Genomic DNA, 25,374 nt, shown 5'->3' on the forward strand with positions numbered 1-25,374 from the left:
GAGGGCGCGGCATTCCAGTGGCCGAACATCACCCCGCGACTGCGGAACGGGCGGCGCGTTTGTGCACGATGGCAAGCAGGCCTCCGAGAAAGATCGTTCCGAGGATGAAGAGAAATGCCGCGGCAACGATGGCCGGGCTGATGTTTTCGCGAATGGACGAGAACATCTGGCGCGCGAGCGTCAACTGGTTTGGGCCGGCGACAAACAGGGTCAGCACGACTTCATCAAGCGAGGTGGCAAAAGCAAGCACCGCGCCCGACAGTACACCCGGTATGGCGAGCGGCAGCGTTATTTTCCAGAAGACCTTTGCTGGAGAAGCGCCCAGGCTCGTCGCCGCCCGTTCGACTCGATAGTCGATGCCGTCAAGCGACGCGGTGATGCTGATCAGCACGAAAGGTACGGCGACAACCGTATGCGCTATGATGACGGCCGCAAAGGTGTTCGGAAATCCGAGCTTGGCAAACAGAATTTGAAGCCCGACTCCGAGCACGACCGCCGGAACGACCATCGGCAGAAGGAACATTGTCCGCAGTGTAGAGCCGAAGACAATGCGCCTGCGCAATGCAAGTGAGGCCAGCATGCCGAGCACGGTTGAAAGCAGTGTGGTCCCCGTGCCGATCAGCAAGCTGTTGACGATGGACCGCCGCCAGGCGTCCGCGTTTGCGAGTTCCGCAAACCAGCGGGTCGAAAAAGAAGGGATGGGATAGGACAGGAAACTGCTGGAGGTAAATGCGATCGGAAGGATCGCCAAAAGCGGGGCCAGCAGAAAAATCACCGTTGCCGCACCATACAGAAATTTAAGCAAACGAACTGTCATGTCAGGCACCTGCCGTCTTCGTTGAGAGCCGGCCATAGACGCCGTAGAACACGATGGTCGCGGCGAGCAGCACGATGCCGAGCGCGCCGGCCATCCCCCAATTGGCGGAGCCGGTGGCATAGAAGGCAATCACCGAACTGATCATCTGGTCTTTGGGCCCGCCGATGAGCGCCGGCGTGATGTAGTAACCGAGGGCTGCCATGAAGACGAGCAGTCCACCGGAAGCGATACCGCGCAATGTCAGAGGCAACAGGATTTGCAGGAAGGCCCGGATCGGCCGCGCGCCGAGAGAGGCTGCCGCCGGCATGAGATTTCGGGGGATTGCGATGAGGACACTGTAGATCGGCAGGACCATGAAGGGCAGCAGAACATGCGTCATGGCGATAATGACGCCCGTTCGGTTGAAGAGAAGCGGCAACGGGTCGCTGAAGAGGCCGAGCGACATGAGGAAGGAATTGATAAGTCCCTTGTCCTGCAGGAGGATGTACCAAGCCGCGGTGCGCACCAGCAACGACGTCCATAGCGGCAGGAGCACCGCGACAAGGAGGAGCTGTCGCCGCCAGCCGCTGGAGGCTGCGATCAGCATCGCATATGGCAGGCCGATGAGGCATGTTGCCACGGTCACGACAGCAGCCACAGTGAATGTTCTGAGAAGAATCGCCTGATTGGCCGACTCCCCGGCCGGCATCGCCACGATCGCTCCCGATGCGTCATGCTGAAGATCGACTGCGGCTAGGAGATTGCGATCGGTATAAGGATAGGTCGCCTCGGCAATGGCCCGCCAGAACGAGGGATCGTTCCATCGTGAGTCCACCTCTCCAAGTTTTGTCGGTTCGGCGCTGCCTTCCGCGGCGGCGACGGTCTTTCGCATCAGCGTGCGGAAGCCCGGCTGGGCGCTGTTAAGTCTTCGAACCACCTCGCCCAGATTCTGATCGTCGTCGATCGATTTCAGGTCTTCGACAAGCGCAATCTGCATCTCGTCGGAGGACTCGGAATTACGGTTCCAGGCGGAGATCGCGGCCGTCGTCCGGGGCAGGTTTTGGCTGACGACCGGATCGGACACCGCCTGCTCAAGCACCGTCAGAAGTGGCCAGATGAAGAAGACACCCAGGAACAGAGTAAGAGGAAGGACAAGAGCGAAGGTGCCGATGCTTTGACGGAACGGACTCATGCCGCAATCACCCAACAATCGTCCGGTGCGAAATGAGCCACCACATCGGCGCCCGCTGCCCACTCCGCCGATCGCCTGTCGGTCCGGACTATGAAGCGGAAGGCATCGTGGTCAAGCTGCACCCGCAGGTGATCGCCCTGGTACACGCTGTCGAGTATTTTCGTCGGCAAGGCATTCGTCGCAGACCCAGTCCCGCGGGCCGCAAGAGAAATCCGCTCAGGACGGACCGAAATATGGACGCGGGTTCCGACGGAGAGGGAGCCGCTGCCCGATACGATCAGATGCCGCCCATCGGCGAGCTCGACCGAGGCCCCGGTTTTTCCCGTCGCCGTCACCGTTCCTTCTATCAGATTGGTTTCGCCGATGAATTCGGCGACGACGCGCGTTTGCGGGCGATCATAAATATCGCGCGGCGAGCCGATCTGCTCGATGTTCCCATGATTGAAGACTGCAATCCGATCGGACATGGTAAGCGCCTCGGCCTGATCGTGGGTCACGAACACCACGGTCAGCTCCAGCCGCTTGTGCAGCGCGCGGATGTCGAGTTGCATCTGTTCCCGCAACTGTTTGTCAAGCGCCCCCAGCGGCTCGTCCATCAGCACAACGGCCGGCTCGAACACCAGAGCGCGGGCAAGTGCCACACGCTGCTGCTGACCACCGGAAAGCTGGGCCGGCTTTCGGTTGCTCATTGCAGACAGTTGCACCATGTCGAGCGCCCGTTTTACTCGACCTTCGATCTCGCTGCGTCCGATACCGCGCATCTTCAGCGGAAAGGCGATGTTGTCGGCAACCGACATATGCGGAAAGAGCGCATAGTTCTGGAAGACGACGCCCATTTCGCGCCGATACGGTGGCAGATGGTCGATACGGCGGCCGTCGAGAAAGATGCTGCCACCGGTGGGGTTTTCGAAACCCGCCGCCATCATCAGCAAGGTTGTCTTGCCGGAACCCGACGGTCCGAGAAGGCTGACGAATTCGCCCCTCTCGATGTCGAGCGACAGGTCTTTGACGACCTGAAGCGTGCCAAAGGATTTGGAGACTCTTTCAAAGCGTATGCGCGGCGTAGCCACGGCGGCCCTCCGTTCGGATTGTCTGTTCTCAAGGAGACGAAGTGACGAGGATAGGCGGAAGCCCCCATGGATCCTCGGCAGGAGCGATCCGTGGGGGCGATATCGTGCCGCTACTGTGCCAGCCAGGCGTCAAATCTTTTGGTCAGCGCTTCCGAATTGTCGATCCAGAAGTCCGTATCAAGGCTGACGGCTCCCTGCATGTTGGCCGGGGTCGTCGGCAGGTCGGCCAGTTGATCGGGCGGCAGGGTCTTGCCGGCTTCGGTGTTCGTGAGGCCGTAGGCGATATATTGCGGCAGCTTTGCCTGATTTTCCGACTTGCTAGCGAAGGCAACAAAGTCAAAGGCCGCATCCTTGTTTTCAGCGCCCTTCAGGACGACCCAACTGTCGACGGCGTAGATGCTGCCCGGCCAGACAACCTTGAACTTCCTGCCTTCCGAGCGGTTGATGCCGGTGATGCGGCCGTTATACGCGCTGGTCATGGCAACCTCGCCGGAGGCAAGCAGTTGCAGTGGCTGGGCGCCCGAGGTCCACCAGACCAGGCTCGGCTTCAATGCGTCGAGCTTGGCAAAAGCACGGTCGATGCCTTCCGGCGTCGCCAGGACCTCGTAAACCTTATCGGCCGGCACGCCATCGGCCATCAGCGCGGATTCGAGTGTGTATTTCGGCCCCTTGCGCAGGGCGCGCTTGCCGGGGAATTTCTTCACGTCCCAGAAGTCGGCCCAGGATTCCGGGCCCTTGGCAATCTTTGCGCCGTCATAGGCGATCGCAGTCGACCAGACGATGGAGCCGACGCCGCAATCGCTTACGGCGGAAGGGAGGAATGCATCCTTGCCGCCGAGCTTGCTCCAGTCCACCTTTTCAAAAAGACCGTCGGCACAGCCGAGCGCAAGCTCATCCGCCTCGACCTCCACCGCATCCCAGGAAGGATTGCCAGCCTTGACCTTCGCCTGAAGGACACCGATGCCGCCATCCCAGGCCTCATCGAGCAGAGGCTTTCCGGTATCCTCGGCGAAGGGTTGGAAAAAAATCTTTCGTTGAGCATCCTGAAAGTTGCCGCCCCAGGAAGCTATGGTGAGGTCCCTGGCCACGCTCGGCCCCGTAGCAACCGCCAGTGACAGCAATCCCAGAGCTGCAATCGTCGACGTGTTCTTGAGTTTCATTCGCTTTCCCCTGTTTGTTGAGCATCTGCCCGATGCTTGGTTGACAACCACGATCTTCGGGATCGGTGGCGATCGCCGGCCGCGTCCGTGGGGTAGGCAAGGCCGGCTTCAACGGGCTTGCCGTGTGTCATCTCCAACAGGCGGACGGTTTTGCTGCGAACAATGCTGGCGTATGTCCCAAGGGGCGGAAAGGCGCTTTTTGTTGCCCTCGGTGGACACGTCGATGCACCACTCCCAACCGGTGTTTCCGGCCAGGCGTTGCACCCGCCGGCAAATTCGACACGACTCGCCTATGAAAAGGTCGGATATGGCAATTGCCAATCGACAGGTTAGTGGTGCACCATATGCACCACCGTGCACCACTCTTCGTTACACCCAAGTTCCGAAGCCTATGGCATATGGATGTGTACACGGCATTCCGATTTTGGTTTTCCTTTGGGGGACGGGATTGCGCAGAGGGAAATCGTTAGCAGATGAACCGGAAGGTGCTCAGAAACGCGGACGTTTACCGCCGTTATCCATGGTGCGCGCCTTCGAGGCGGTCAGCCGGCTGGGCTCAATGCGCAGGGCCGCGGACGATCTCAATCTCAGCCATACCGTCATATCCCGCCACGTCCGTAACCTCGAAGCCTGGCTTGGCACGCGGCTTGTCGATGCCGGACCGCGCGGCATCAGGCTGACGGCGGAAGGCAGGGTTTTTGCCGAGACCGTGGGAACGGCTTTCGACCTCATTGCCAAATCGACGGCGGAATTGCGCCCAGCAGTCAACCGCACTGTCTTGCGCATCTGGTGCGTGCCCGGCCTCGCAACGCGTTGGCTGACACCGCGCTTCAATCAGCTCCAGCTTGCCTTGCCCGGGATCGATTTCGTGATGCGCGCGACCGATCTCGAACCGGATTTCACGCGCTATGAGGCCGATGTCGACATCCGCTACTCGGAGGAGCCAAGAGGGAATGTCCGTTGGATCCTGCTGGAAAGGCCTCGCATGTTTCCGGTCACAAGCCCCGAATGGATCAGCAGGAATGCGCCAATACGCACCCTCGACGATCTGGTGCGCCAACCGTTGATCCACGAGGAAAGCCGCGATCAATGGCGGCAATGGTTTCGCAAGGCTGGCTTCGAGCATGAAGTAATTTTGAATGGTCCACGGCTGTGGTCGGCCAATCTGACGGTCGACGCGGCTGTCGCAGGCCAAGGAATAGCCCTTGCCACGCGTTTGATCGCTGCAGACGACCTGCGTGCCGGGCGGCTCGTCGAATTGCTCGGAACGGATGTCCGGCTTGGAGGCTATTACTTCGTCGGATCGCGAGAGCGCTGGAATGAGGTGACATTGGCGCGTTTCCGCGCATGGATGCAACAGTCAATCGGTGAAACCATGGGCGGTCACGCCTCTGATGAAACCAGCCGGCCGGGGTGAAAGAGCAATCCAGCAAAAGTGTGCAGCGATTTTGCCAGGCAAAGCGTGAAACGCTTTTGCCGGGAATTGCGTGAAAACAAAAGAGATAGAGCAATTCCGTGATTAGAAGAAAAACGGAATCGCTCCAGGAGAGGGCCGGACACGCTTTGAAGATAGGGGCGCAGCTCAATTTCACAGCCTCAAGCTTGCCGGTCGCAGCGTCTCGCGAACAAACGTGGTCTTTCCGCCGGTGTAAAGGCCCCAATCGCCGTCTGCCTCCGCGGCCAGCCTACGTTTCAGATCGGCATAGGCTTTGGCTCGCTCCGGGTGATCCCTGAGATAATCGCGAAACAGAATGCGCTCTCGATGTGCGCGATTATCGGGTCCGCAAAGATAGAGCTTGAAGCCATAACCTTCACAATCGCGCGTGAAGGCCCATCGTTGTTCACCGGTATCGCCGTGGAAGACGAAATTCGCAGCGCGCACGGCCTCGATCGCCACCAGCAGGACGTCGTCGGATATCACGACGGCATCGAGGTCGATCTTCGGCTTGGCCGCCAGGCCGGGCACGGACGTACTGCCGATATGATCGGTGGAAAGCACGAGGTCGCCGAGCAGGATGGAGACCTCGGCGCTGATTTCGGCAAAGAGCCGCGGCCAGGAAGGATCGTAGTCGACCACTCTGATGGCGCGCATGCCCTGCCTCTCCCGTCAGTGCGTCTCCGCCAGCAATCCCTCGAGGATCGTGATCATCTTCTGCTTGGCCTCTTCGAGCGAGCCGCTATTGTCGAGTTCCGTCACGTCATATTCGCCGCGCACCGTCAGCGGTCCGCGGGCGAGTCGGGCCATGATATCCTCATGCGTCTCGCGTCCGCGCGCCTCCAGCCGGCCGACGAGCACTTCCGGGCGGGCGGTGACGTTGATGACCTTCAGCCGCGGGAAGGCGGCCTGGAAACGGTGAAGCGCCGAGCGCGAGCCGTTGGCGACGACGACATGGCCTCTGGACAGCGCCACCGAAACCTCGGCGGGAATCCCATATTTCAGGCCGTGCGCCTCCCACCAGACGGCAAAGGAGCCTGATTGCTCCATGGCGGCGAAGCCTTCGAGGGAGATGGACAGATGATCCTCGCCGCCGGCGTCACGGTGACGGGTGATGACGCGGCGGGTGAAATGAACGTCGGTGCGGCCGGTGAAATGCCGGGCGGCAAGGTTCATCAGGGTATCCTTGCCGGCGCCGCTCGGCCCGACGACGACGACCATGATGCCGCGCTCGGCTCCGGCTCCGGGATGGGGTTCGTGCGGCATCATGCGACACGGCGTCCTTGGCGCCAGACGGAGCGTGTCACCGGCACGCCATGCGCGCGGTGGACGCGGACGAGATCGGCGCGCAGTCCCGTCGCGATCCGGCCGCGATCGTCAAGGCTGACGGTGCGGGCAGGCGTCGACGTCACCATGGCGATCGCCTTCGGGAGCGTGATGCTCTCCACCTCGTCGGCGAGAATGAAGGGTGCATGCAGCAGGCTGAGCGGCACGTAATCGGAGGAAAGCACGTCGAGTACGCCCATTTCGGCAAGATCGCGGGCAGCGATGTTGCCGGAGTGGGATTTGCCGCGCACGATGTTCGGCGCCCCCATCAGCACGCTCATGCCATGTCCGTGCGATGCCCGGGCGGCATCGAAGCTGGTCGGGAATTCGGCCAGGCGCACGCCGTTGTCGATCGCCTCGTCGACGTGGGAGAGTGTGGCGTCGTCATGGCTTGCCACGGTGATGCCGCGCTCGGCGCAGACCTTGGCGATGGCGTTGCGGTGCGGCGTCGAATTGCGGGCCGATTCCGCCTGGCGCTTGGCGACGAAACGGGCGAAGGCCTCGTCGCTCAGGCCGCGCTTCTTCTGGTAGTAGAAGATATATTGGTCCATCGTCTGGAACTGACGCTGGCCGGGCGCATGATCCATCAGCGAAACGAGCCGCACATGCCGGTCGTTTTCGAAATCGGCGAAATGTTCGAGCACATTGTCGGCCGAGACCTCGCAGCGCAGGTGGAGCAGGTGCTCGGCGCGCAGCCTGCCCTCCTTCTCCGCCGACTGGATGGCATCGGCCATCTCACGCATCTCGCCATGTTCGAAGCCGCCGTCCTCATCCGCACCCATGCGCAGGCAGTCGAACACCGTGGTGATGCCCGAGGTGACGATCTGGGCGTCGTGCGCCTGGACTGCGGCGGTCTTGTTCCAGCGTATGCCGGGACGCGGCTGATAATGGCCTTCGAGATGATCGGTGTGCAGCTCGACGAGGCCGGGAATGACGTAGTCGCCTTCGAAATCTTCGCCGGCTACCGAGCTGCCCTCGGAGATATCGGCGATCTTGCCGTCGCGAATGAGGATCGATCCTGAGAGGATGTCATCCTCGAGAACGATGCGGGCATTGGAAAACACGGTCTCTTTGCTCATCTCGTCAGGTCTTTCAGCGTTTGGCGCCGGCAAGCGGCAGCCAGGAATGAACTTTGAACGGGGCACCGCGCGTCTCCTCGGTGAAGACGGCAAGGCCGGAAATTGGAAGCGGACGGCCGGTGAAATCGGCAAAACGCTCGGTCAGAATCGCTTTCATAACCGCGGCGCGCGCTTCGGGCACCTGGCCGGTCAGCGTCATGTGAAAGCCGAAATCCTCCATGACGTAGGGATAACCCCAGCGCTGCAGATGGGCGCGCTGGCTGTCGCTGAGCTTATCCGGGTTGCGCCGCGCCATATCGGCCTCGGAAAGCGCGGCACGGAACGGTTCGAACGACCTTACCACCTTCGCGGCGAAATCCTGAAGAGGTTGATGAAGAGAACCGGGAACGAGGGCAAAAAAACGGCCGAGCTGGCCGAGCACGAGTTCCGGAATCTCGAAGGCTGGCGTGCGCTGGGCAAAATCCTCGGCAACCCCCAGGAGATCCTTCTCGGTGACGGAGGCAGCGAGCGAAAACGGCGCCTTGATCGTGGCGTGAAAGCCGTAGCGGCGCGGGTCGGTGGTCAGCTCGAACTGCTCTGCCGCACCCAGTCGCTCATGGTCCGGTGCCGGATAGGTCTCGCCCGTGAAAGCGTCGCGGCCGAGCCAGAGCGAGGCCGCGCCGGTCAGGGGATGATCCTTCGGCGGCGAGAAATAGAGAGCGTAGCGCAAGGCTTTTATCCTGGGGATCTTCGAAACGGGGGAGCGCAATGTGCAGTGATTTGGCGGCGAACCGCAAGCAGGCTCCGGCTAAAAGATTTCCGTGACAGAATGATGATGGCGGCAGCGCCGCCGCCGCCTTTGATGGGTGGATCAGTGGGTTTTTGTGCCCATCAGCCGGTGGCGCAGCGCGTTCGAGGCCGTGTCGAAAAGGAAGACGACGATCAGGATCAGGATGACCATATAGGCGACATTTTCCCAGTTGGCGTTGGTGCGCATGGCCTCCCAGAGTTTGAGGCCGATGCCGCCGGCGCCGACAGCGCCGATGATGGTCGCGCCGCGCACGTTTGATTCCCACTGGTAGAGCGTCTGGCTGACGATGACCGGAACGATCTGCGGCATAATGCCGTAACGATGAACGAGCACCGTCTGAGCGCCGGTCGATTTGATGCCCTCCCGCGGCTTGTTGTCGATATTCTCCAATCCTTCGGAATAGAGCTTGCCGAGCGTGCCGGTCTCGGTGAGGAAGATCGCGCCGCTGCCGGCAAGCGGGCCGGGGCCGAAAGCGCGCGTCAGGAACAACGCCCAGATCAGCATGTCGACCGAGCGCAGGAAATCGAAGAAGCGTTTCAGGATCTGGTTCAGCAGCCGGTTCGGCGTGATGTTGCGCGCTGCCATGAAGGCGAGCGGAAAGGCGGTAAGCGAGCCGAGCAGCGTTCCGAGGAACGCCATGACGATCGTCTGGAAAAGCTTCGTCCAGACGTCGCCGTGCTGCCATTCGCTGTTGTTCCAGATATCGTCGAAGGCGAGCGACAGGTTGGACTGGTCGGGCTTGATGCGCGGACCGGAGACGATGAGGCTGACGACTTCGCCGACCGGCTTGTCGAAGAAGGAGGATTGCGTGTCGAAGATGAAATTCGCCCAGCCGATGAAACGCTTGCGGATCTTCACCCGGTCGACGGATATGCTGACATTGCCGGCAAAGCCGAGATCGGCCAGCACGTTGTCGTCATAGACCGTCATCCAGCCGGGCACCGGTCCGACGACTTTCGGCGCACCGCTGGAAAGCTCAATCGGGACGCTGACGCCATGCGCGGTGACGATCGTCTCGCTCTTCGAGACAGTGACGCTGCGGCTGGTGCCGCTGATCGAAACGCTGATGCTGCCGTCGGGATTGTTGACCAGCCAATCCGGATGCGGATTGTCGCCGAGCGGCGAGAAACGCGGATAACGCACCTCGATCGAGCCGTCGTCCTGAATGCGGAGTTCCGGCTGGACGTCGTAGCTCACCCATTGGCTGAGATAGATGCCGACGCGCTCCCAATGCGCTTCGGCAAAGAGCTTGGACAGGTCGAAGAACCAGGCGGCGTAGAGGCCGTAGAGCAGCGTCGCCATAAGGATCATCAGCCCACCGAAACGCTGGCGGAACGAGCGATGGAAATATTCCGGATAGCGCGTCTCTATCTCGTGCATGCGGTTTGCGTCGATCACCGTCATGGCGGCCTCAATGTTGCAGGAGGAAGGCGTGCTCGCCGACAAGGCGGCGGCGCAGCCAGGCGGAGAACTGGTCGACGGCGACGATCGTCACGAACAGCAGGAGGACGAGCGCCATCGTCTTGGCGCCGAATCCCCGCGAGATCGAAAGCTTCAGCTCCTCGCCGATGCCGCCGCCGCCGACGGCGCCGATGATGGTCGAGGCGCGCACGTTGATCTCGAGGCGTAAGAGCGCGTAGGAGGTGAAATTCGGCAGCACCTGCGGCAGGGCGGCGAAGCGTACGCGCTCCCACCAGTTGGCGCCGACGGCTTTCATGCCCTCATCGGGCTTCATGTCGATATTCTCGGCCACTTCGTAGAAAAGTTTGCCGAGTGCGCCGACCGTGTGCAGGCTGATGGCAATGATGGCGGCGACCGGTCCGATCGACAGGATCGCCGAAAACAGCCCGGCAATGACGATCTCGGGGAAGGCGCGCAGGAACTCCATCAGCCGCTTGGAGAAGATGCGCAGCGGCCATGAATTCGTCAGGTTGCGGGCAGCAAAGAAGCTCAAGGGAACGGCGAAGACGAAACCGATGATCGTCGAGATCAGCGCCACGTTGATGGTGACGATCATCAGTTCGAAATATTCGGGAATGTAGAAGGCGCCCCAGACGTAGACGCGGCCCTTGTCGAAATTGAATTCCTCGCCGCCCTTGTCGTTGACGCTCGCAATGTCGAACAATGCCCGCCAGACATCATGCCAATCCTTGGGGATGAGCCAGCTCAGGAAGTCGAAGAGATGCGGCAGGCGGTCGAAGAAATGGCCGGCGTTGCTCTCGTCAGCGAAACGGACGGAGCTGACGAAAGCCGCAATCAGAATGACCAGGCCGAGGATGGTGTAGAAGCGCCGTTTGGCGACCATGCGGTCCCAGGCGGTGCCGATGTCCTTGGTGCTCTGCATCTGCGGCTGTGTGTCGGCAATGGTCATCAAGGCCTCGTCCGGTTACAAGGGCGGCCGTTCCCGGCCGCCCGCATTCAAGGATCCGATCAGCCGCCGATGGCAGCTTTGCGGACTTCAACGACAGCGTTGTAGAAGTCGTGCTTGACGGGCGAGTAGCCCTGGTAGTCGCCGCCTTCGACGGCGGTAAAGCACTTGTGATCCTTGGCCGGCAGAGCCGTGAAGAAGGCTGCAAGCTTCGTCTGCCACTCCTGACCGAGAGCGTTGCGAACGACGAGCGGGCCGTTCGGGATCAGCGGCGAACGCCAGACTTCGACCAGCTTGTTCGGATCGACGGCGCCCTTGTCGACTTCCTTGCGGAAGGTGCCGGAGGTGTAGCCGTCCTTGAAATCGCCGATGCCCGACGAGTCGTCGACGGCGATGTCGACCTTGCCGTCATAGGCAGCAAGCAGGTTGTTCTCATGGCCGCCGTTGAACTGGGTCGAGGCGAAGAACTTGTCGTTCGGCATGCCGGTGTCCTTCGGGATCTGCGTCAGCGGAACGAGGTAGCCCGAGGTGGAATCCGGATCGGCATAGCCGAGCTTCTTGCCCTTGGCGTCCTTGATGGACTTGATGCCGGAGGACTTCAGGGCGAGGCCGATCGAGTAGTAGCCCGTCGAGCCGTCCTTCTGCTGCGTCGTCAGGATCGGCGTGACAGCCTTCGGATCCTTGATGTAGACGGCGGCATAGCCGGAGGCGCCGAGTTCGGCGAAGTCGAGCGTGCCGCCGAGCAGGCCCTGGATCACGCCGTCATAATCGGCGGCCGGGAAAAGCGAAACCTTCTCGAAGCCGAATTCCTGCTTCAGGTGGTCGGCAAGGCAGGCATAATTGCGCAGGCGGTCGGTTTCGTTTTCGCCGCCGAGGATGCCGATGCGGAATTCCTTGAGGTCGACAGCATGGGCAGCGCCGGCGAGCGCGAAGAGCGCCGTTGCTGCAAAGAGTGCTTTCTTCAACATATGTCTCTCCTATTGACCGGTATCCCCGGTCTTCCCGTTACGAAGAAGTGTGCCCTTGACGCGGGCGCTCGATCGCGGCCGCCTCTCTCAGAGACCGGCCAGCGCCAACGGTTGGGTGCCGGCGGATTGATTGTCTGCCCGCTCGGGGGCGATATTGATGGATGTCGAGGTCACCGTTTCGTCGATCCCGGCGCCGTCCTTGTCCGTCCCGTAGATTTCCTTCACCGCCTCGGCGGTGAGCTCCGAGGGCTTGCCGTCGAAGACGACGCGGCCGCCGGCCATGCCGACGATGCGCTCACAATAGCTGCGGGCGGTATCGAGCGTGTGGAGATTGGTGATGACGGTGATGCCTTCGCGCTCGTTGATATCGCGCAGCGCATCCATGACGATCTTGGCGTTCAGCGGATCGAGCGAGGCGATCGGCTCGTCGGCGAGAACCATCTTCGGGTTCTGCATCAGCGCCCGGGCGATTGCCACGCGCTGCTGCTGGCCGCCGGAAAGCGTGCCGGCTGCCTGCAGCGCCGTCTGCTCGATGCCGAGGCGTTCGAGCGCGGCGATGGCATGCACACGTTCCTCACGGGTGAAGATGTTGAGCAGGCTCATCAGCGTCGAGCGGTGGTTGAGACGGCCGAGCATGACATTGGTCAGAACGTCGAGGCGCGGCACCAGGTTGAACTGCTGGAAGATCATCGCGCAGTCGCGCTGCCAGTTGCGCAGCGCCCGGCCGCGAAGCCCGGAGACCGCGACGCCGGCGAAATGAATGGTGCCGGAGCTCGGCTCCTGAAGGCGGTTGATCATGCGCAGCAGCGTCGACTTGCCGGCGCCGGAGCGGCCGATGATGCCGACCATCTGGCCCTGGGGAATGGCGAGCGTGACGGAATCGACGGCGAGCTTTTTTCCGAAACGACGTGTGACATTCTTCAGCTCGAACATCATGCTCTTCCCTTGCGATCCAGGCCTTGGTCAGCATCGCATTAGTCCCGCTTGATGAACCTCGCGTGTCACATTTGTGTAAGTCCTGTCACAATTCTCCGCCCCTATATCGGGGGTTTAGCCGCCGTAGCGGGACAGGAAATCTTCCGCGCTCAGGTTGCGAAAATCGGCTAGCGCCAGACGCAGCCGATCGTGGTCCCAGTCCCACCAGGCAAGGCTGTCCATCCGTTCGCCGACCTCTTTCGGAAAGCGTTCGCGGATGAGCTTGGCCGGCACGCCGCCGACGATCGTGTAGGGCGCAACATCCTTCGACACGACGGCGCCGGCCCCGATCACCGCACCGTTGCCGACGGTCACACCCGGCAGGATGGTCGCACCGTGGCCGATCCAGACGTCGTGGCCGATCGTCACCCGGTTTGCACGGCGCCAGGCGAAGAAGTCGGTCTCCATGTCGCCGTCCGGCCAGTAGTCGGCGGCGCGATAGGTGAAATGATGCAGCGTCGCCCGCCAGGTCGGATGGTTGGTGGCGTTGATGCGCACGGCGGCGGCGATATTGACGAACTTGCCGATCGTCGCGCACCAGACGGAGCCGTCCTGCATGATGTAGGAATAATCGCCGAACGTAGCCTCGCTGATGCGGCACCGTTCGGAGACCTCCGTATACCGCCCGAAGGTGGAATCGCTGATGGATGCCGTCTCATGAAAGTAGGGTTCGATACCAAGCTTGCGGCTCATGCGGCGATCTTTCTCGGTGAGAACTGCTGGACGTCGAGGATCCGGTCGGCGACCGCCTCGCGCACTTCCTCGTCGTGGAAGATGCCGAGAAGGGCGACACCCGCCTTCTTCTTTTCCGCGATCATGCCAACGACGACGGCACGGTTCCTGGCATCGAGCGAGGCTGTCGGTTCGTCGAGAAGCAGGATCGTGTGTTCGGTGATGAAGCCGCGGGCGATGTTGACGCGCTGCTGCTCGCCGCCGGAGAAGGTGGCGGGCGGAAGCTGCCAGAGGGCTTCCGGCAGGTTGAGCCTGGCCAGCAGAGCGCCGGCCTTTTCCCGTGCCGTGCCGGCGTCCTCGCCGCGCGCCACCAGCGGCTCGGCAACCACGTCGATCGCCGCGACGCGCGGCACGGTGCGCAGGAACTGGCTGACATAGCCGAGCGTATGGCGCCGCACCTTGAGCACGGTGCGCGGATCGGTGGCGGCGAGATCGACGATGCGGCCGTCGTGGCGGATGAGAATCTGGCCGGTGTCGACGGCATAATTGCCGTAGATCATCTTGAGCAGCGAGCTCTTGCCGATACCCGACGGGCCGCCGAGCACGACGCATTCGCCAGACGCGACCGAGAAGGCGACATCGGAGACGACCGGCAGCCTGATGCCGTCGCGCAGATGCATGGTGAAGCTCTTCGAGACTTCGGAAACGACGAGGGGCGTTGCCATGATTTCTTCTTCCTTGGTTTCGGAGCTCAGACCTGCAGGATCGAGGAGACGAGCAGCTGCGTATAGGGTTCGCGCGGATCGTCGAGCACGCGGTCGGTGAGTCCGTGCTCGATGACGTAGCCGTCCTTCATCACCATCATCCGGTGCGACAACAGGCGGGCGACGGCGAGATCATGGGTGACGATGATGGCCGAGAGACCGAGATCGTTGACGAGGCCGCGCACGAGATCGAGCAGGCGCGCCTGCACCGAGACGTCGAGGCCGCCCGTCGGTTCGTCCATGAAGACGAGGCGGGGGCCGGTGACGAGGTTGCGGGCGATCTGCAGTCGCTGGCGCATGCCGCCGGAAAAAGCGCGTGGCTGGTCGTCGATGCGATCGGCGTCGATCTCGACGCGCTCGAGCCAGTCGATCGCCGAGGCGCGGATCTTGCCATAGTGGCGGTCGCCGATCGCCATCAGCCGCTCGCCGACATTGGCGCCGGCCGAGACCGTCATGCGCAGGCCGTCGGCCGGATTCTGGTGCACGAAGCCCCAGTCGGTCCGCATCAGGAAGCGCCGCTCGGCCTCGTTCATCCGGTAGAGATCACGGTAGCTGCCGTCGCGCATGTGATACTCGACGCTGCCGGTGCTCGGCAGCAGCCGGGTGGAGAGGCAGTTGAGCAGCGTCGTCTTGCCGGAGCCGGACTCGCCGACGATGGCGAGCACTTCGCCGGGCCAGAGCTCGAAGGAGACGTCGCGGCAGCCGATGCGGTTGCCGTAGAATTTCGAAACGTCATGGACTTTGAGAAGCGGAATATCGCTCATTCTGCAGCCTCCCGGGCCAGCATCTCGCCGGCATGTCCCTGCGCCCGGCGGTCTTCGCAATGATCGGTGTCGGAGCAGACGAACATGCGCCCGCCCTTGTCGTCGAGAACCACTTCGTCGAGATAGACATCCTCGGCGCCGCAAAGGGCGCAGGGCTTGTCGAAGCGCTGGATATCGAAGGGATAATCCTCGAAATCCAGGCTGACGACGTCGGTATAGGGCGGAACCGCATAGATGCGCTTCTCGCGCCCGGCGCCGAAGAGCTGCAGCGCATCCGACATGTGCATCTTCGGATTGTCGAATTTCGGCGTCGGCGAGGGATCCATGACATAGCGGCCGTGGACCTTCACCGGATAGGCGTAGGTCCGTGAGATCCGGCCATTATGGGCGATGTCCTCATAGAGTTTCACATGCATGAGCCCGTATTCTTCGAGCGCGTGCATCTTGCGGGTTTCGGTCTCGCGCGGTTCGAGGAAACGCAGCGGCTCGGGGATCGGCACCTGGTAGACCAGCACCTGCCCGGCAGCGAGCTTTTCTTCCGGAATGCGGTGGCGCGTCTGGATGATCGTCGCATCCTTGGTATGGGTCGTCACCGCGACATTGGCGACCTTCTGGAAGAAGGCGCGGATGGACACGGCGTTGGTCGTGTCGTCGGCACCCTGGTCGATGACCTTCAGCACGTCATCCGGTCCGATGATCGAGGCCGTCACCTGCACGCCGCCGGTGCCCCAGCCATAGGGCATCGGCATTTCGCGCGAGGCGAAGGGCACCTGATAGCCGGGAATGGCGATCGCCTTCAGGATGGCGCGGCGGATCATCCGCTTGGTCTGTTCGTCGAGATAGGCGAAGTTGTAGCTGGCCAGATCGCTCATTCGGCGGCTTCCTTCATGTCTTCGCCGCCGTTGCGGGCGGCTTCGAATTCGCGGCGCATGCGGCGGACGAGATCGAGTTCAGCCTGGAAGTCCACATAATGCGGAAGCTTCAGATGCTCGACGAAGCCCGTCGCCTGGACGTTGTCGGAATGCGAAATGACGAATTCCTCGTCTTGGGCCGGCGCGGTGATATCCTCGCCGAGCTCTTCGGCGCGCAGCGCCCGGTCGACCAGCGACATCGCCATCGCCTTGCGTTCGCTCTGGCCGAAGACCAGGCCGTAGCCGCGGGTGAATTGCGGCGGCGCCTTAGCCGAACCCTTGAACTGGTTGACCATCTGGCATTCGGTGACCTGGATTACGCCAAGCGAGACGGCGAAACCGAGTTCCGGCACGTCGAATTCCACCTCGACATCGCCGATGCGGATTTCGCCGGTGAAGGGGTGGTTGCGGCCATAGCCGCGCTGGGTGGAATAACCGAGCGCCAGCAGGAAGCCCTCGTCGCCGCGGGCAAGCGCCTGCAGGCGCAGATCGCGGGTCATCGGGAATTCCATCGGCTCGCGAGTCAGGTCGCCGATCTCGTGATCTTCAGGCATGTCGCCGTCGGCCTCGATCAGGCCCTCCTCGCCGAGGATTTCGGAGACGCGCATGACGCGGCCGGTCTCGGCTGGGCGCAGCGCGGGCTCTTCGATCGCCTCGTCCGAAAGCAGCGAGGGATCGAGCAGGCGGTGGGTATAGTCGAAGGTAGGTCCTAGAAGCTGGCCGCCCGGCAGATCCTTGTAGGTCGCCGATATGCGGCGCTCGATCGTCATATCAGCCGTGTCGAGCGGCTCGGAATAGCCAAAACGCGGCAGCGTCGTACGGTAGGCGCGCAGCAGGAAGATCGCTTCGATCATATCGCCGCGCGATTGGCGCACGGCGAGCGCTGCGAGCGTGCGGTCGAAAAGCGAGGCCTCGGCCATGACGCGGTCGACGGCGAGCGCCAGTTGCGCCACGATCTGGTCGATGCCGATCGCCGGCAGCGAACGGTCGCCGCGGCGGCGGTCGGCGAGCAGCCGGTGGGCATTGGCGATGGCGGCCTCGCCACCCTTGACGGCAACATACATGAGCTCAGATCTCCGTTGCTGTGATCTTGGTGGTGCGCGGCAGGCAGAGGAAACGTTTGCCCGCCGTCAGCACGATGTCGATGCCGCGCGGAAAGAGCGCGCGGTTCTCGGTCCAGAGCCGCAGGAAGGTCTCCGGCAGACCAACGGGGGCGATCTCCGTCATGCTCTGAATGCCCGGACCCATCAGCGCCAGCCTGCGGCCGCCTTCGAGTTCGGCGAGCTCGATGACGACGGTCGTCGAGCGGTCGGGATATTCCTGCGTGCCGGAGGCAAACAGGCCGAAGGAGGATAGGGCGATGCCGGCCTCGGTGAAGGCAAAGCGCGCCTCGGCCTTTTCGGTGGTCAACGGCGCGCCGGCGTGGAAGCCAAGCCATTCCGGCACGGCGGATTTCGCCAGTCCCTGCGAAAGCCAGACCGGCGTGTCGTGGTCGCAAAGCGTCAGCGCGATCGCGCCGGCGGCGATGCCGAGTGGCGTCGGCGGCGCGGCATCGGGCTGAACGGTCTGGATCGCGCCGGGGCGGGCCATGCCGTCCATCAGCATCTTGAAGACGCTCTGGGCGTGGAAGACCGGCTCGGCAAAGCCGCCGGTGAGAGCTTCTGTCTTCAAACCCATCAGTTGTCTCCCCGCACCATGGTGAAGAAATCGACGCGGGTGGCCGCCGTCTCGTCCGCCTTGCGGCGTTCGGCATCGGCGATCCGCTCAGTGATCGGCAAAAGCAGCGCCTGTTCGACGAAATCCATGGTCGCGTCTTCCTGCCAGAGCGCGTCGAAGATCGCCGCCAACCGGGCCTTTTTACGGTCGGTGCCGAGCGCCTGGGCATGGCCGACCGCGCCGGAATCGAGCCGGACCGTGGCCCGCGTCACCGTCACCTCGCCAAGATTGAAGGGAGCGCCGCCGCCGCCGATGCGTCCGCGCACCATCACCAGCCCGGTCTCAGGTCCGCGCACCTGATGTGCTACGGGCTTTTCCGGCAATGCGTCCCAGACCGCCTGAAGTTCGCTGCGTTCCGCCCGCGCCAGCAGATCGGCGGCGCGTTTGCGCCCGGATGCCGTCTGTGACGCAGCGTCGTTTCTGTCCGCTGAGATCATCGCCGCTTCCCTTCAAATGTCTATTGATATAGACAACCATACAAGATACAATTACGCTTAAATCGATGTCGTGACAAGCGTGTGACATCGTGAGTGTAAATGGCGGGGCGGAATGGCGGGATTGAAGCAGGTGCAAAGACAGACCGGCGTGGCGCTCTGGCGTCAGATCGCCGATCGGATTCGCGAGGCGATCAGCAGCGGAGCCTATGATGAAACGGGTATGGTGCCGCCGGAAACTGTCCTGGCGCTGCAATTCGGCGTCAACCGGCATACGGTGCGCAGCGCGCTTGCCGCACTGGCGCAGGAAGGAATCGTGCGTGCGGTACAAGGCCGCGGCACGCTGATCGAGCGCAAGGAGCGTCTGAATTTCCCGATCACCAAGCGCACGCGCTTCAGCGCCGGTATCGGCGACCAGGCGCGTGAGATGCGCGGCCTTCTGCTTGATGAGGCGAGGGAAGAAGCGAGTGCCGAGATCGCCCGTTGGCTGCACCTGAAACCGGGAGACCAGGTGATCCGCCTGGAAACCTTGCGTCAGGCGGACAAGCGGCCGGTTTCAAGGGCAACGAGCTGGTTTCCCGCCGAGCGCTTCGCCGGTATCGGTGCGGCCTATCGGAGGGGGGAATCGATCACCAAGGCTTTCGCCGAACTCGGCCTGTCGGATTATGTCCGCGCGACCACCGAAGTGACGGCCGCGCATGCAGGTGCCGCCGACATGGCCGACCTCGAACTCACCCCCGGCGCGATCCTGCTGATCACCAAGGCGATGAATACCGATCTTGAGGGTGTCCCGGTGCAATATTCGATCAGCCGCTTTGCGGCCGACCGGGTGCAGTTCACGATCGAGAACTGAGGCCGGAAATTGAGGAAAGGCGTGCCGACCTGTTTCGGCGGCACGCCGTACCGAATTCAGTGTGCGCCGGACATGTCGCCGAGCACTTCCTTGGAGGCGACGGTGGAATCCGCCTTCAGCGTGTAGACTATCGGAACGCCGGTCGCGAGGTTGAGCGCGAGCACGCCTTCTTTGCTCAGCTTATCGAGCACCATGACAAGCGAACGCAGCGAATTGCCGTGTGCGGCGACCAGCACCTTTTCGCCCCTGAGCACGCGCGGCAGGATTTCTGTGAGGTAATAGGGCCAGACGCGGGCGCCGGTGTCGCGCAGGCTTTCGCCGCCGGGCGGCGGCACGTCATAGGAACGGCGCCAGATATGCACCTGTTCCTCGCCCCATTTGGCGCGGGCATCGTCCTTGTTGAGGCCGGAGAGATCGCCATAGTCGCGCTCGTTCAGCGCCTGGTCGCGGATCGTCTGGAGATCGGGCTGGCCGACCTTGTCGAGGATGAGCTTCAGCGTGTGCTGCGCGCGCACCAGCGCCGAGGTGTAGGCGATGTCGAATTTGATCCCGTATTCGGCGAGCGCTTCACCGCCTGTTTTGGCTTCCTGGATGCCGAGCTCGGTCAGATCGGGATCCTTCCAGCCGGTGAAGAGATTCTTCAGGTTCCAGTCACTCTGGCCATGGCGAACGAGGACGAGGGTACCGCTCATGAATATGCCTCCGTAGTATCGTTATGAGGAAGAAAGCCCGAGCACGTCGAGCATGGAATAGAGACCCGGCTTCTTGTCGCGCGCCCAAAGCGCTGCCTTGATGGCGCCGCGCGCGAAAATCGACCGGTCGGCCGCACTGTGCGACAAGGTGACGATTTCGCCTTCGCCGGCAAAAAGCACGGAATGCTCGCCGATGACGGAGCCGCCGCGCAGCGTCGCAAAGCCGATCGTGCCTACCTCGCGGGCACCGGTATGGCCGTCGCGCACCCGGACCGATTTCGAGGCGAGATCGATGCCGCGCCCCTTGGCCGCCGCCTCACCGAAGAGAAGGGCGGTGCCTGAGGGCGCATCCACCTTGTGCTTGTGGTGCATTTCCAGGATCTCAATATCCCAGTCGGCCGGGTCGAGCGCCCGCGCTGCCTGCTCTGCGAGCACGCTGAGCAGATTGACCCCGAGGCTCATATTGCCCGATTTGACGATGCGGGCATGGCGAGCGGCTGCGGCGATCCTGGTATTGTCGTCGGCTGAACAGCCCGTCGTGCCGATGACATGAACGATGCGCGCCTGTGCGGCGAGGCCCGAGAATTCCACTGTTGCGGCAGGCGAGGTGAAGTCGAGCACGCCTTCGGCATCGAGAAAGGCATTGAGCGGATCGTCGCCGATGATGACGCCTGTCGGGCCGAGACCGGCGATCTCGCCGGCATCCTTGCCGACGAAGGGCGAGCCGACGCGCTCGACTGCGGCGTGCAGCCTCACGCCCTCGATCGAATGGATGAGCCGGATCAGCGTCTGGCCCATGCGCCCTGCTGCGCCAACCACCACCAGTTTCATCGCAGCATCGTTCATCTCAGTCTCACCAGGTCAGTTTGAATCGGAGGCCGAAGGCCTCTGCAGATTGTTGAGGCGAGCGTAAAGACCGTCGCTGACCTTCGCAAGCGTCTCGTGATTGCCTTCCTCGACGACGCGGCCCTGCTGCATGACGACGATCTTGTTGGCGCGCACCACGGTCGAAAGCCGATGGGCGATGACGACGACGGTGCGTCCGGTCATCGCTTCGTCGAGCGCCTTCTGCACGGCCGCCTCGGATTCGGTGTCGAGGGCGGAGGTCGCCTCGTCGAGAAGCAGGATCGGCGCATTGCGCACCAGGGCGCGCGCAATCGACAGCCGCTGGCGCTGGCCGCCCGATAGCGTCACGCCGTTTTCGCCGACCGGCGTCTCGTAACCCTGCGGTTGCGCCGAAATGAAATCATGCGCATAGGCAAGCCGCGCCGCCTCTTCCACCTCGGCATCGGTCGCTTCCGGCCGACCGTAGCGGATATTGTCGCGGATCGTGCCTTCAAACAGGTAGGGCTGCTGCGAGACATAGGCGAGCTGCTGGCGCAGCGACTTCTTGGTGATGTGGGCGATGTCCTGGCCGTCGATCAGGATTTCTCCCTCGCGCGGATCGTAGAAGCGCGGAATGAGGCTGATGACGGTGGATTTGCCGGCGCCCGATGGGCCGACCAGTGCTGTGGTCGCGCCACCCTCGGCAATGAAGCTCACCCCGCTGAGCACGCTCTCATTGCCGTAGGCGAAGGACACATTGCGGAATTCGATCCTCGCCTGCGTCACCGTCAGCGGCTGGGCATCCGGCAGGTCGCGCTGGCGCGGTTCCATGTCGAGCAATTCGTAGATCATCCGCGCATTGACGACGGCACGCTCCATCTGCACCTGCAGGCGCGCAAGCCGGCGGGCCGGGTCATAGGCAAGCAGCAGCGCGGTGACGAAGGAGAAGAAGGCGCCGGGCGGCACATTGAAGTAGATCGAACGGTAGGCGGCGTAGGCAAGCACGCTGGCGACGGCAAAGCCCGCGAAGCTTTCCGTCAGCGGAGACGTGCGTTCGGAAAGCCGGGCAATCCGGTTCGCCCGGCTTTCGGCGCCCTCGATGAGTTTGTTGACCTTGCGCTCCAGTTCGTCCTCCATCGTGAAGGCCTTCACGATGGCGATGCCCTGGATCGTCTCCTGCATGGCGCCGAGAACGTGGCTGTTCAAATGCACGGCCTCGCGGGTGGCCGAGCGCAGCCGCTTGGACACATAGCGTAGGGCATACAGCAGCGGCGGCGCCATGATGAATACGGCAAGGCTGAGCAGCGGATCCTGCAGGATCATCACGCCGAGCAGCGAGATGAAGGTCAGCAGGTCGCGCACTGTCGAGGTGATCGTCAGGTTGAGCACGTCGCGGATACCGCTGACGTTCTGGCTCACCTGCGCGGCGATATGGGCAGAGCGCGCCTCGCTAAAGAAGCCGACCGAAAGCGTCATCAGATGCGAATAGAGCCGGCGCTGGTAACGCGCGACGATATTGTTGCCGACCTTGGAAAGCGCCACCGCCTGGCCGTAGCTCGCAAAACCGCGCAGCACGAAGGCGATGAAGATAGAAAGACAGATGATCCAGACGACGTCGGCGCGGCGGTTGGCGAAGGCCTCGTCGATGATCGCCCGCATGATCCAGGCGGTAAACGCGGTCGAAAGCGCTACCACGATGAGACAGACGATCGCAAAGACATAACCCCAGAGATGGTCGCGGCCGTTTTCAGCAATGATGCGTTTCAGGATGCCGGTTACGGTATCGCTGCTGACGCTCTGCGCTCTGCTTTCCGCCGCTTCCAAAAATGAGGTTTCCTGTCTCGGACCAAGCGCCCCGCGAAGGCGACGCGCACTTTTGCCGGGGTCTATAAAGAGTTGGGACCGGTTTGGCTAGAGCGCCGCGCGTCCCCGCAGAGGACGCGCCAAGGACGCTCTAGCGCCGCCAGCGGCGGCCTTCCGTCGAGACGCCGAAGTTCGCCGGCATCCGTGCGTAGGAGGAAAGCCCGGCAAGTGCTGCCAGCGGATGCGTCACCACATAAGTCGGGATGGTGCGAAGCAGCGCGGTATGCGGCGCCTTGTCCTCGAAGGCAATGCGGAATTCCGGCTTCTTCAGCGCCGGGATGATCTTCTGCGAGATGCCGCCGGAGAGATAGACGCCACCGCGCGCCATGAACACCATCGCCATGTCGCCCGCCACGCGGCCGAGATAGGTGGCAAACAGCGAGACGGTCTCGATAGCCGCCTTGTCGGTGCCGGCAAGCGCGTGCGAGGTGATATCGGCGGGATCCTTCATCGTCGGCTGGATGCCATCGACGATGCAGATGGCATTGTAGAGATTGACGAGGCCGCGGCCGCAGAGGATTTGCTCGGCCGAGACGCGGCCCTCGATCGTCTCGATATGCGGGAAGATCTCATAGTCGCGCTTGCTGCGCGGTCCGAGATCGACATGGCCGCCTTCGCCGGGAACCGGGATCCAGCTGTGCTGGGCATGCACGAGCCCGCCGACGCCGAGGCCGGTGCCCGGGCCGAGCACGACGCGCGAGGCGATCATGTCGCCGGTGGCATCGCCGATGCGTTCGCGGTTTTCATCCGACAGGGCGGCGATCGCCAGCGCCTGCGCCTCGAAATCGTTGACGACCAGCACGTCCTCCATGCCGAGGCCTTCGATCATCGTCTTTGGCCGCACCACCCAGTCGCAATTGGTCAGCGGGATCTCGTCGTCGTTGATCGGGCCGGCGACGGCGAGGATCGCCGAGCGCGGCTGTACGGCCGTCTTGTCGAGCACGCCTTTCTGGATCGCTTCGTCGATCGTGGCGAAGTCAGCCGTGCGTACGTTCGGAAACTGCTTCGGCTCGGCATAGGCATCGGTCAGGATGGAGAAGCGGGCATTGGTGCCACCGATATCGCCGATCAGGATCGGGAAAGGCAGCGGAGCGGTGCTGTTATTCGGTTTTGGCATGGCCGGTCCCGTGCTGATCAGGCTTCGAGTGTGGGAAGAAGTTTTATAGCGGTCGCGTGGTTGAGCGCCATCGGAATATCATAGACGATCGCAAGCCGCATCAGCGCCTTTACGTCGACATCGTGCGGCATCGGCGTCAAGGGGTCGACGAAGAAGATCAGGGCATCCACCTCGCCGGTCGAAATCAGTGCGCCGATCTGCTGGTCGCCGCCGAGCGGCCCGCTTTTCAGCCTGACAACGTCGAGGTCGGGGGCGGCATCGAGCACACGTCCGCCGGTCGTACCGGTGGCGACGATCTTCCAGCGGGAGAGAATGTCCCGGTTGGTGCGGGCGAATTCCGCCATGTCGTCCTTCTTCTGGTCATGCGCAATCAATGCAAGGCATTTGCCGCCGGCCATCAACCCCTCCGCCCGAACAATTCAATCGATTTGATGGCTTCTATACCAAGAGTTTGCGATTTGAAAGACAACGCACCCCAGGCCTGTTTCATTGGATCGCCGGCTTGTCGTTCGGAACCGGACCGACATCGGGCAAAGCGCCGTCCGTGCCGGCGGCGGGTTCCGCGGCCGGCGCGGCAGTGAGCGCGCTTGCAGCGGAAGGTCCGCCATAGGTGGCGGCCTGCATCGAGGCGACGGAAGCACCATCGAGCACGGCGGCGCAGGCCTTCGGCAGGTCGGAGACCATCATCTCGCGCGGCGGCTTCGGGGGCTTGGCGCCGGGCTTCGGCGGTTTCGGCGGCGCCCAGGGCGCCGGCGTGAACCACCAGGCGAGCGATTTGTCGCAGCCGTCGCCGGCAGGAACAGAAGCCTGAGGCGTGCATCCGGCAGCACCGGGCGGGCATTTGATGCGGATGTGGAAATGCGAGTCATGGCCATATTCCGGCCGGAGCTTGCCGAGATTGGTGCGGTCGCCCGTCCAGGTGTCGCACATCTTCTTCTTGATCGCCGGGTTGACGAAGATACGCTCCACCTCGGGGTAGCTTGCCGCCAGCATCAACAGACGCGCCCGCGATTGCGTCCAGACCTTCGGGTCGACGGTCAGGAACTTGTCCTTCTGCAGCATGGTGGTGAAGGGCAGATCCTCGCGCTCCTCGGCCGTCAAGCGGCGCGCCGGCATCGGCGTAAACCAGACATCGGCATCGAGGCCGATCTGATGGGAGGCATGGCCGTTGAACATCGGCCCGCCGCGCGGCTGCGCAATGTCGCCGACGAGAAGGCCCGGCCAGCCGGCATATTTGACCCCATCCTCAGAAAGACGTTCGAGCAGCGCGATCATCGCCGGATTGCCCCAGCGGCGATTGCGCGAAAGCCGCATCGCTTCCCAGGTCGGCCCGTCGGCCGGCAGCGCCACCGCACCTGTCATGCAGCCCTTTGCGTAAAAGCCGATCGGTTGCGCCGGTCCCTGCGTCGGCAGGCTGACGGCGCCGAACTGCCCCTTGGCGCTGCCCGGGCTCGGTGTCTTCTGCTGAGCTCCGACATCGCCGGCGGCAAGGCTTGCGCCGATTGCGCCGGCAAGCGTCAGTTTGCCGAATGTCCTGAAAGCCTGAGCGAAGCCGAAAGCCATGCTATTTCCTTGAACCGCTGCCGAAGTGATTTGCGTCAAAT

Annotated in this window: 27 protein-coding genes; 2 read left to right on the forward strand and 25 right to left on the reverse strand. The window is 62.7% G+C overall.

Annotated elements, in window-relative coordinates:
* Window positions 1-28: 28 nt before the first annotated feature.
* From FHT69_RS30900 to FHT69_RS30915, 4 genes are all read right to left on the reverse strand, one after another.
* Window positions 29-817, reverse strand: coding sequence for an ABC transporter permease (locus FHT69_RS30900; protein ID WP_028755691.1), 789 nt, complete (start codon window positions 815-817; stop codon window positions 29-31).
* Window position 818: 1 nt separating this feature from the next.
* The gene (locus FHT69_RS30905) at window positions 819-1,988 is read right to left on the reverse strand and encodes an ABC transporter permease (RefSeq protein ID WP_183906394.1); all 1,170 of its coding nucleotides are present in this window, start codon (window positions 1,986-1,988) and stop codon (window positions 819-821) included.
* A complete protein-coding gene (locus FHT69_RS30910) occupies window positions 1,985-3,058 on the reverse strand; it encodes an ABC transporter ATP-binding protein (protein WP_028755693.1) in 1,074 nt (357 codons plus the stop codon). The genes FHT69_RS30905 and FHT69_RS30910 overlap by 4 nt, the downstream gene beginning before the upstream one ends.
* 110 nt (window positions 3,059-3,168) lie before the next feature.
* Window positions 3,169-4,218 (reverse strand): ABC transporter substrate-binding protein, encoded by a 1,050-nt coding sequence (locus tag FHT69_RS30915; protein ID WP_028755694.1) that lies wholly within the window; start codon window positions 4,216-4,218, stop codon window positions 3,169-3,171.
* A 307-nt stretch (window positions 4,219-4,525) separates the two neighbouring features.
* On the opposite strand from FHT69_RS30915, the gene FHT69_RS30920 reads away from it, so the two are divergent.
* Window positions 4,526-5,635 (forward strand): LysR substrate-binding domain-containing protein, encoded by a 1,110-nt coding sequence (locus FHT69_RS30920; RefSeq protein WP_244604852.1) that lies wholly within the window; start codon window positions 4,526-4,528, stop codon window positions 5,633-5,635.
* A 171-nt stretch (window positions 5,636-5,806) separates the two neighbouring features.
* Here FHT69_RS30920 and FHT69_RS30925 read toward each other — a convergent pair whose 3' ends face one another.
* From FHT69_RS30925 to phnG, 15 genes are all read right to left on the reverse strand, one after another.
* Window positions 5,807-6,310 carry a GrpB family protein gene (locus FHT69_RS30925; protein ID WP_028756295.1) on the reverse strand — a complete coding sequence of 168 codons (504 nt, stop codon included), beginning with the start codon at window positions 6,308-6,310 and terminating at the stop codon, window positions 5,807-5,809.
* A 15-nt stretch (window positions 6,311-6,325) separates the two neighbouring features.
* On the reverse strand, window positions 6,326-6,919 hold the full coding sequence (phnN, locus tag FHT69_RS30930; RefSeq protein WP_179869531.1) for a phosphonate metabolism protein/1,5-bisphosphokinase (PRPP-forming) PhnN: 594 nt from the start codon (window positions 6,917-6,919) through the stop codon (window positions 6,326-6,328).
* A complete protein-coding gene (locus FHT69_RS30935) occupies window positions 6,919-8,058 on the reverse strand; it encodes an alpha-D-ribose 1-methylphosphonate 5-triphosphate diphosphatase (protein WP_028756293.1) in 1,140 nt (379 codons plus the stop codon). The genes phnN and FHT69_RS30935 overlap by 1 nt, the downstream gene beginning before the upstream one ends.
* A 13-nt stretch (window positions 8,059-8,071) precedes the next feature.
* A complete protein-coding gene (locus tag FHT69_RS30940; protein WP_168334080.1) occupies window positions 8,072-8,767 on the reverse strand; it encodes a DUF1045 domain-containing protein in 696 nt (231 codons plus the stop codon).
* A gap of 141 nt (window positions 8,768-8,908) precedes the next feature.
* The gene (gene phnE, locus FHT69_RS30945; protein WP_168334081.1) at window positions 8,909-10,252 is read right to left on the reverse strand and encodes a phosphonate ABC transporter, permease protein PhnE; all 1,344 of its coding nucleotides are present in this window, start codon (window positions 10,250-10,252) and stop codon (window positions 8,909-8,911) included.
* 7 nt (window positions 10,253-10,259) lie between these two features.
* Complete coding sequence (gene phnE / locus FHT69_RS30950; protein WP_047617408.1) at window positions 10,260-11,219, reverse strand: phosphonate ABC transporter, permease protein PhnE; 960 nt, start codon at window positions 11,217-11,219, stop codon at window positions 10,260-10,262.
* A 59-nt stretch (window positions 11,220-11,278) separates the two neighbouring features.
* Window positions 11,279-12,184 carry a phosphonate ABC transporter substrate-binding protein gene (gene phnD / locus FHT69_RS30955; RefSeq protein WP_028756932.1) on the reverse strand — a complete coding sequence of 302 codons (906 nt, stop codon included), beginning with the start codon at window positions 12,182-12,184 and terminating at the stop codon, window positions 11,279-11,281.
* Window positions 12,185-12,271: 87 nt separating this feature from the next.
* Complete coding sequence (phnC, locus tag FHT69_RS30960; protein WP_049813432.1) at window positions 12,272-13,117, reverse strand: phosphonate ABC transporter ATP-binding protein; 846 nt, start codon at window positions 13,115-13,117, stop codon at window positions 12,272-12,274.
* A gap of 117 nt (window positions 13,118-13,234) precedes the next feature.
* The gene (locus FHT69_RS30965; RefSeq protein ID WP_183906395.1) at window positions 13,235-13,852 is read right to left on the reverse strand and encodes a DapH/DapD/GlmU-related protein; all 618 of its coding nucleotides are present in this window, start codon (window positions 13,850-13,852) and stop codon (window positions 13,235-13,237) included.
* Window positions 13,849-14,556 (reverse strand): phosphonate C-P lyase system protein PhnL, encoded by a 708-nt coding sequence (phnL, locus tag FHT69_RS30970; protein WP_028756930.1) that lies wholly within the window; start codon window positions 14,554-14,556, stop codon window positions 13,849-13,851. Before phnL ends, FHT69_RS30965 begins: the two co-directional genes overlap by 4 nt.
* 26 nt (window positions 14,557-14,582) lie before the next feature.
* A complete protein-coding gene (gene phnK / locus FHT69_RS30975) occupies window positions 14,583-15,359 on the reverse strand; it encodes a phosphonate C-P lyase system protein PhnK (protein ID WP_028756929.1) in 777 nt (258 codons plus the stop codon).
* The gene (locus FHT69_RS30980; protein ID WP_028758164.1) at window positions 15,356-16,231 is read right to left on the reverse strand and encodes an alpha-D-ribose 1-methylphosphonate 5-phosphate C-P-lyase PhnJ; all 876 of its coding nucleotides are present in this window, start codon (window positions 16,229-16,231) and stop codon (window positions 15,356-15,358) included. Before FHT69_RS30980 ends, phnK begins: the two co-directional genes overlap by 4 nt.
* On the reverse strand, window positions 16,228-17,334 hold the full coding sequence (locus FHT69_RS30985) for a carbon-phosphorus lyase complex subunit PhnI (RefSeq protein ID WP_063473518.1): 1,107 nt from the start codon (window positions 17,332-17,334) through the stop codon (window positions 16,228-16,230). The genes FHT69_RS30980 and FHT69_RS30985 overlap by 4 nt, the downstream gene beginning before the upstream one ends.
* A 4-nt stretch (window positions 17,335-17,338) precedes the next feature.
* Window positions 17,339-17,947, reverse strand: coding sequence for a phosphonate C-P lyase system protein PhnH (gene phnH, locus FHT69_RS30990; RefSeq protein WP_047617419.1), 609 nt, complete (start codon window positions 17,945-17,947; stop codon window positions 17,339-17,341).
* Window positions 17,947-18,423: a phosphonate C-P lyase system protein PhnG gene (gene phnG, locus FHT69_RS30995; RefSeq protein WP_097544470.1), complete on the reverse strand. Its 477-nt coding sequence runs from the start codon at window positions 18,421-18,423 to the stop codon at window positions 17,947-17,949. The genes phnH and phnG overlap by 1 nt, the downstream gene beginning before the upstream one ends.
* Window positions 18,424-18,535: 112 nt before the next feature.
* Here phnG and phnF point away from each other — a divergent pair, with 112 nt between their 5' ends.
* Window positions 18,536-19,273, forward strand: coding sequence for a phosphonate metabolism transcriptional regulator PhnF (gene phnF, locus FHT69_RS31000; RefSeq protein WP_097544469.1), 738 nt, complete (start codon window positions 18,536-18,538; stop codon window positions 19,271-19,273).
* 56 nt (window positions 19,274-19,329) lie between these two features.
* Here the strand turns inward: phnF and FHT69_RS31005 are convergent, their stop codons facing one another.
* From FHT69_RS31005 to mepA, 6 genes are all read right to left on the reverse strand, one after another.
* A complete protein-coding gene (locus FHT69_RS31005; protein WP_063473516.1) occupies window positions 19,330-19,965 on the reverse strand; it encodes a 2,3-bisphosphoglycerate-dependent phosphoglycerate mutase in 636 nt (211 codons plus the stop codon).
* A gap of 21 nt (window positions 19,966-19,986) precedes the next feature.
* The gene (gene dapB, locus FHT69_RS31010) at window positions 19,987-20,811 is read right to left on the reverse strand and encodes a 4-hydroxy-tetrahydrodipicolinate reductase (protein ID WP_097544468.1); all 825 of its coding nucleotides are present in this window, start codon (window positions 20,809-20,811) and stop codon (window positions 19,987-19,989) included.
* A 15-nt stretch (window positions 20,812-20,826) separates the two neighbouring features.
* Window positions 20,827-22,614, reverse strand: coding sequence for an ABC transporter ATP-binding protein (locus tag FHT69_RS31015; RefSeq protein WP_047617422.1), 1,788 nt, complete (start codon window positions 22,612-22,614; stop codon window positions 20,827-20,829).
* Between the two features lie 130 nt (window positions 22,615-22,744).
* On the reverse strand, window positions 22,745-23,770 hold the full coding sequence (locus FHT69_RS31020; protein ID WP_028756083.1) for a glucokinase: 1,026 nt from the start codon (window positions 23,768-23,770) through the stop codon (window positions 22,745-22,747).
* 17 nt (window positions 23,771-23,787) lie between these two features.
* Window positions 23,788-24,168: a methylglyoxal synthase gene (locus tag FHT69_RS31025; protein WP_028756082.1), complete on the reverse strand. Its 381-nt coding sequence runs from the start codon at window positions 24,166-24,168 to the stop codon at window positions 23,788-23,790.
* Between the two features lie 88 nt (window positions 24,169-24,256).
* Window positions 24,257-25,333, reverse strand: coding sequence for a penicillin-insensitive murein endopeptidase (mepA, locus tag FHT69_RS31030; RefSeq protein ID WP_183906396.1), 1,077 nt, complete (start codon window positions 25,331-25,333; stop codon window positions 24,257-24,259).
* Window positions 25,334-25,374: the final 41 nt, after the last annotated feature.

It is taken from the genome of Rhizobium sp. BK008, assembly GCF_014197345.1.
Classification (GTDB): Bacteria; Pseudomonadota; Alphaproteobacteria; order Rhizobiales; family Rhizobiaceae; genus Rhizobium; species Rhizobium anhuiense.

Excerpts from the sequence above, each read along its gene's own strand:
- FHT69_RS30900 (WP_028755691.1), bottom strand. The coding sequence starts at position 817 with ATGACAGTTCGTTTGCTTAAATTTCTGTATGGTGCGGCAACGGTGATT.
- FHT69_RS30905 (WP_183906394.1), bottom strand. The coding sequence starts at position 1,988 with ATGAGTCCGTTCCGTCAAAGCATCGGCACCTTCGCTCTTGTCCTTCCT.
- FHT69_RS30915 (WP_028755694.1), bottom strand. The coding sequence starts at position 4,218 with ATGAAACTCAAGAACACGTCGACGATTGCAGCTCTGGGATTGCTGTCA.
- FHT69_RS30920 (WP_244604852.1), top strand. The coding sequence starts at position 4,526 with ATGGCAATTGCCAATCGACAGGTTAGTGGTGCACCATATGCACCACCG.
- FHT69_RS30925 (WP_028756295.1), bottom strand. The coding sequence starts at position 6,310 with ATGCGCGCCATCAGAGTGGTCGACTACGATCCTTCCTGGCCGCGGCTC.
- phnN (WP_179869531.1), bottom strand. The coding sequence starts at position 6,919 with ATGCCGCACGAACCCCATCCCGGAGCCGGAGCCGAGCGCGGCATCATG.
- FHT69_RS30935 (WP_028756293.1), bottom strand. The coding sequence starts at position 8,058 with ATGAGCAAAGAGACCGTGTTTTCCAATGCCCGCATCGTTCTCGAGGAT.
- phnE (WP_168334081.1), bottom strand. The coding sequence starts at position 10,252 with ATGACGGTGATCGACGCAAACCGCATGCACGAGATAGAGACGCGCTAT.
- phnE (WP_047617408.1), bottom strand. The coding sequence starts at position 11,219 with ATGACCATTGCCGACACACAGCCGCAGATGCAGAGCACCAAGGACATC.
- phnD (WP_028756932.1), bottom strand. The coding sequence starts at position 12,184 with ATGTTGAAGAAAGCACTCTTTGCAGCAACGGCGCTCTTCGCGCTCGCC.
- phnC (WP_049813432.1), bottom strand. The coding sequence starts at position 13,117 with ATGTTCGAGCTGAAGAATGTCACACGTCGTTTCGGAAAAAAGCTCGCC.
- FHT69_RS30965 (WP_183906395.1), bottom strand. The coding sequence starts at position 13,852 with ATGAGCCGCAAGCTTGGTATCGAACCCTACTTTCATGAGACGGCATCC.
- phnL (WP_028756930.1), bottom strand. The coding sequence starts at position 14,556 with ATGGCAACGCCCCTCGTCGTTTCCGAAGTCTCGAAGAGCTTCACCATG.
- phnK (WP_028756929.1), bottom strand. The coding sequence starts at position 15,359 with ATGAGCGATATTCCGCTTCTCAAAGTCCATGACGTTTCGAAATTCTAC.
- FHT69_RS30980 (WP_028758164.1), bottom strand. The coding sequence starts at position 16,231 with ATGAGCGATCTGGCCAGCTACAACTTCGCCTATCTCGACGAACAGACC.
- FHT69_RS30985 (WP_063473518.1), bottom strand. The coding sequence starts at position 17,334 with ATGTATGTTGCCGTCAAGGGTGGCGAGGCCGCCATCGCCAATGCCCAC.
- phnH (WP_047617419.1), bottom strand. The coding sequence starts at position 17,947 with ATGGGTTTGAAGACAGAAGCTCTCACCGGCGGCTTTGCCGAGCCGGTC.
- phnG (WP_097544470.1), bottom strand. The coding sequence starts at position 18,423 with ATGATCTCAGCGGACAGAAACGACGCTGCGTCACAGACGGCATCCGGG.
- phnF (WP_097544469.1), top strand. The coding sequence starts at position 18,536 with ATGGCGGGATTGAAGCAGGTGCAAAGACAGACCGGCGTGGCGCTCTGG.
- FHT69_RS31005 (WP_063473516.1), bottom strand. The coding sequence starts at position 19,965 with ATGAGCGGTACCCTCGTCCTCGTTCGCCATGGCCAGAGTGACTGGAAC.
- dapB (WP_097544468.1), bottom strand. The coding sequence starts at position 20,811 with ATGAACGATGCTGCGATGAAACTGGTGGTGGTTGGCGCAGCAGGGCGC.
- FHT69_RS31020 (WP_028756083.1), bottom strand. The coding sequence starts at position 23,770 with ATGCCAAAACCGAATAACAGCACCGCTCCGCTGCCTTTCCCGATCCTG.
- FHT69_RS31025 (WP_028756082.1), bottom strand. The coding sequence starts at position 24,168 with ATGGCCGGCGGCAAATGCCTTGCATTGATTGCGCATGACCAGAAGAAG.
- mepA (WP_183906396.1), bottom strand. The coding sequence starts at position 25,333 with ATGGCTTTCGGCTTCGCTCAGGCTTTCAGGACATTCGGCAAACTGACG.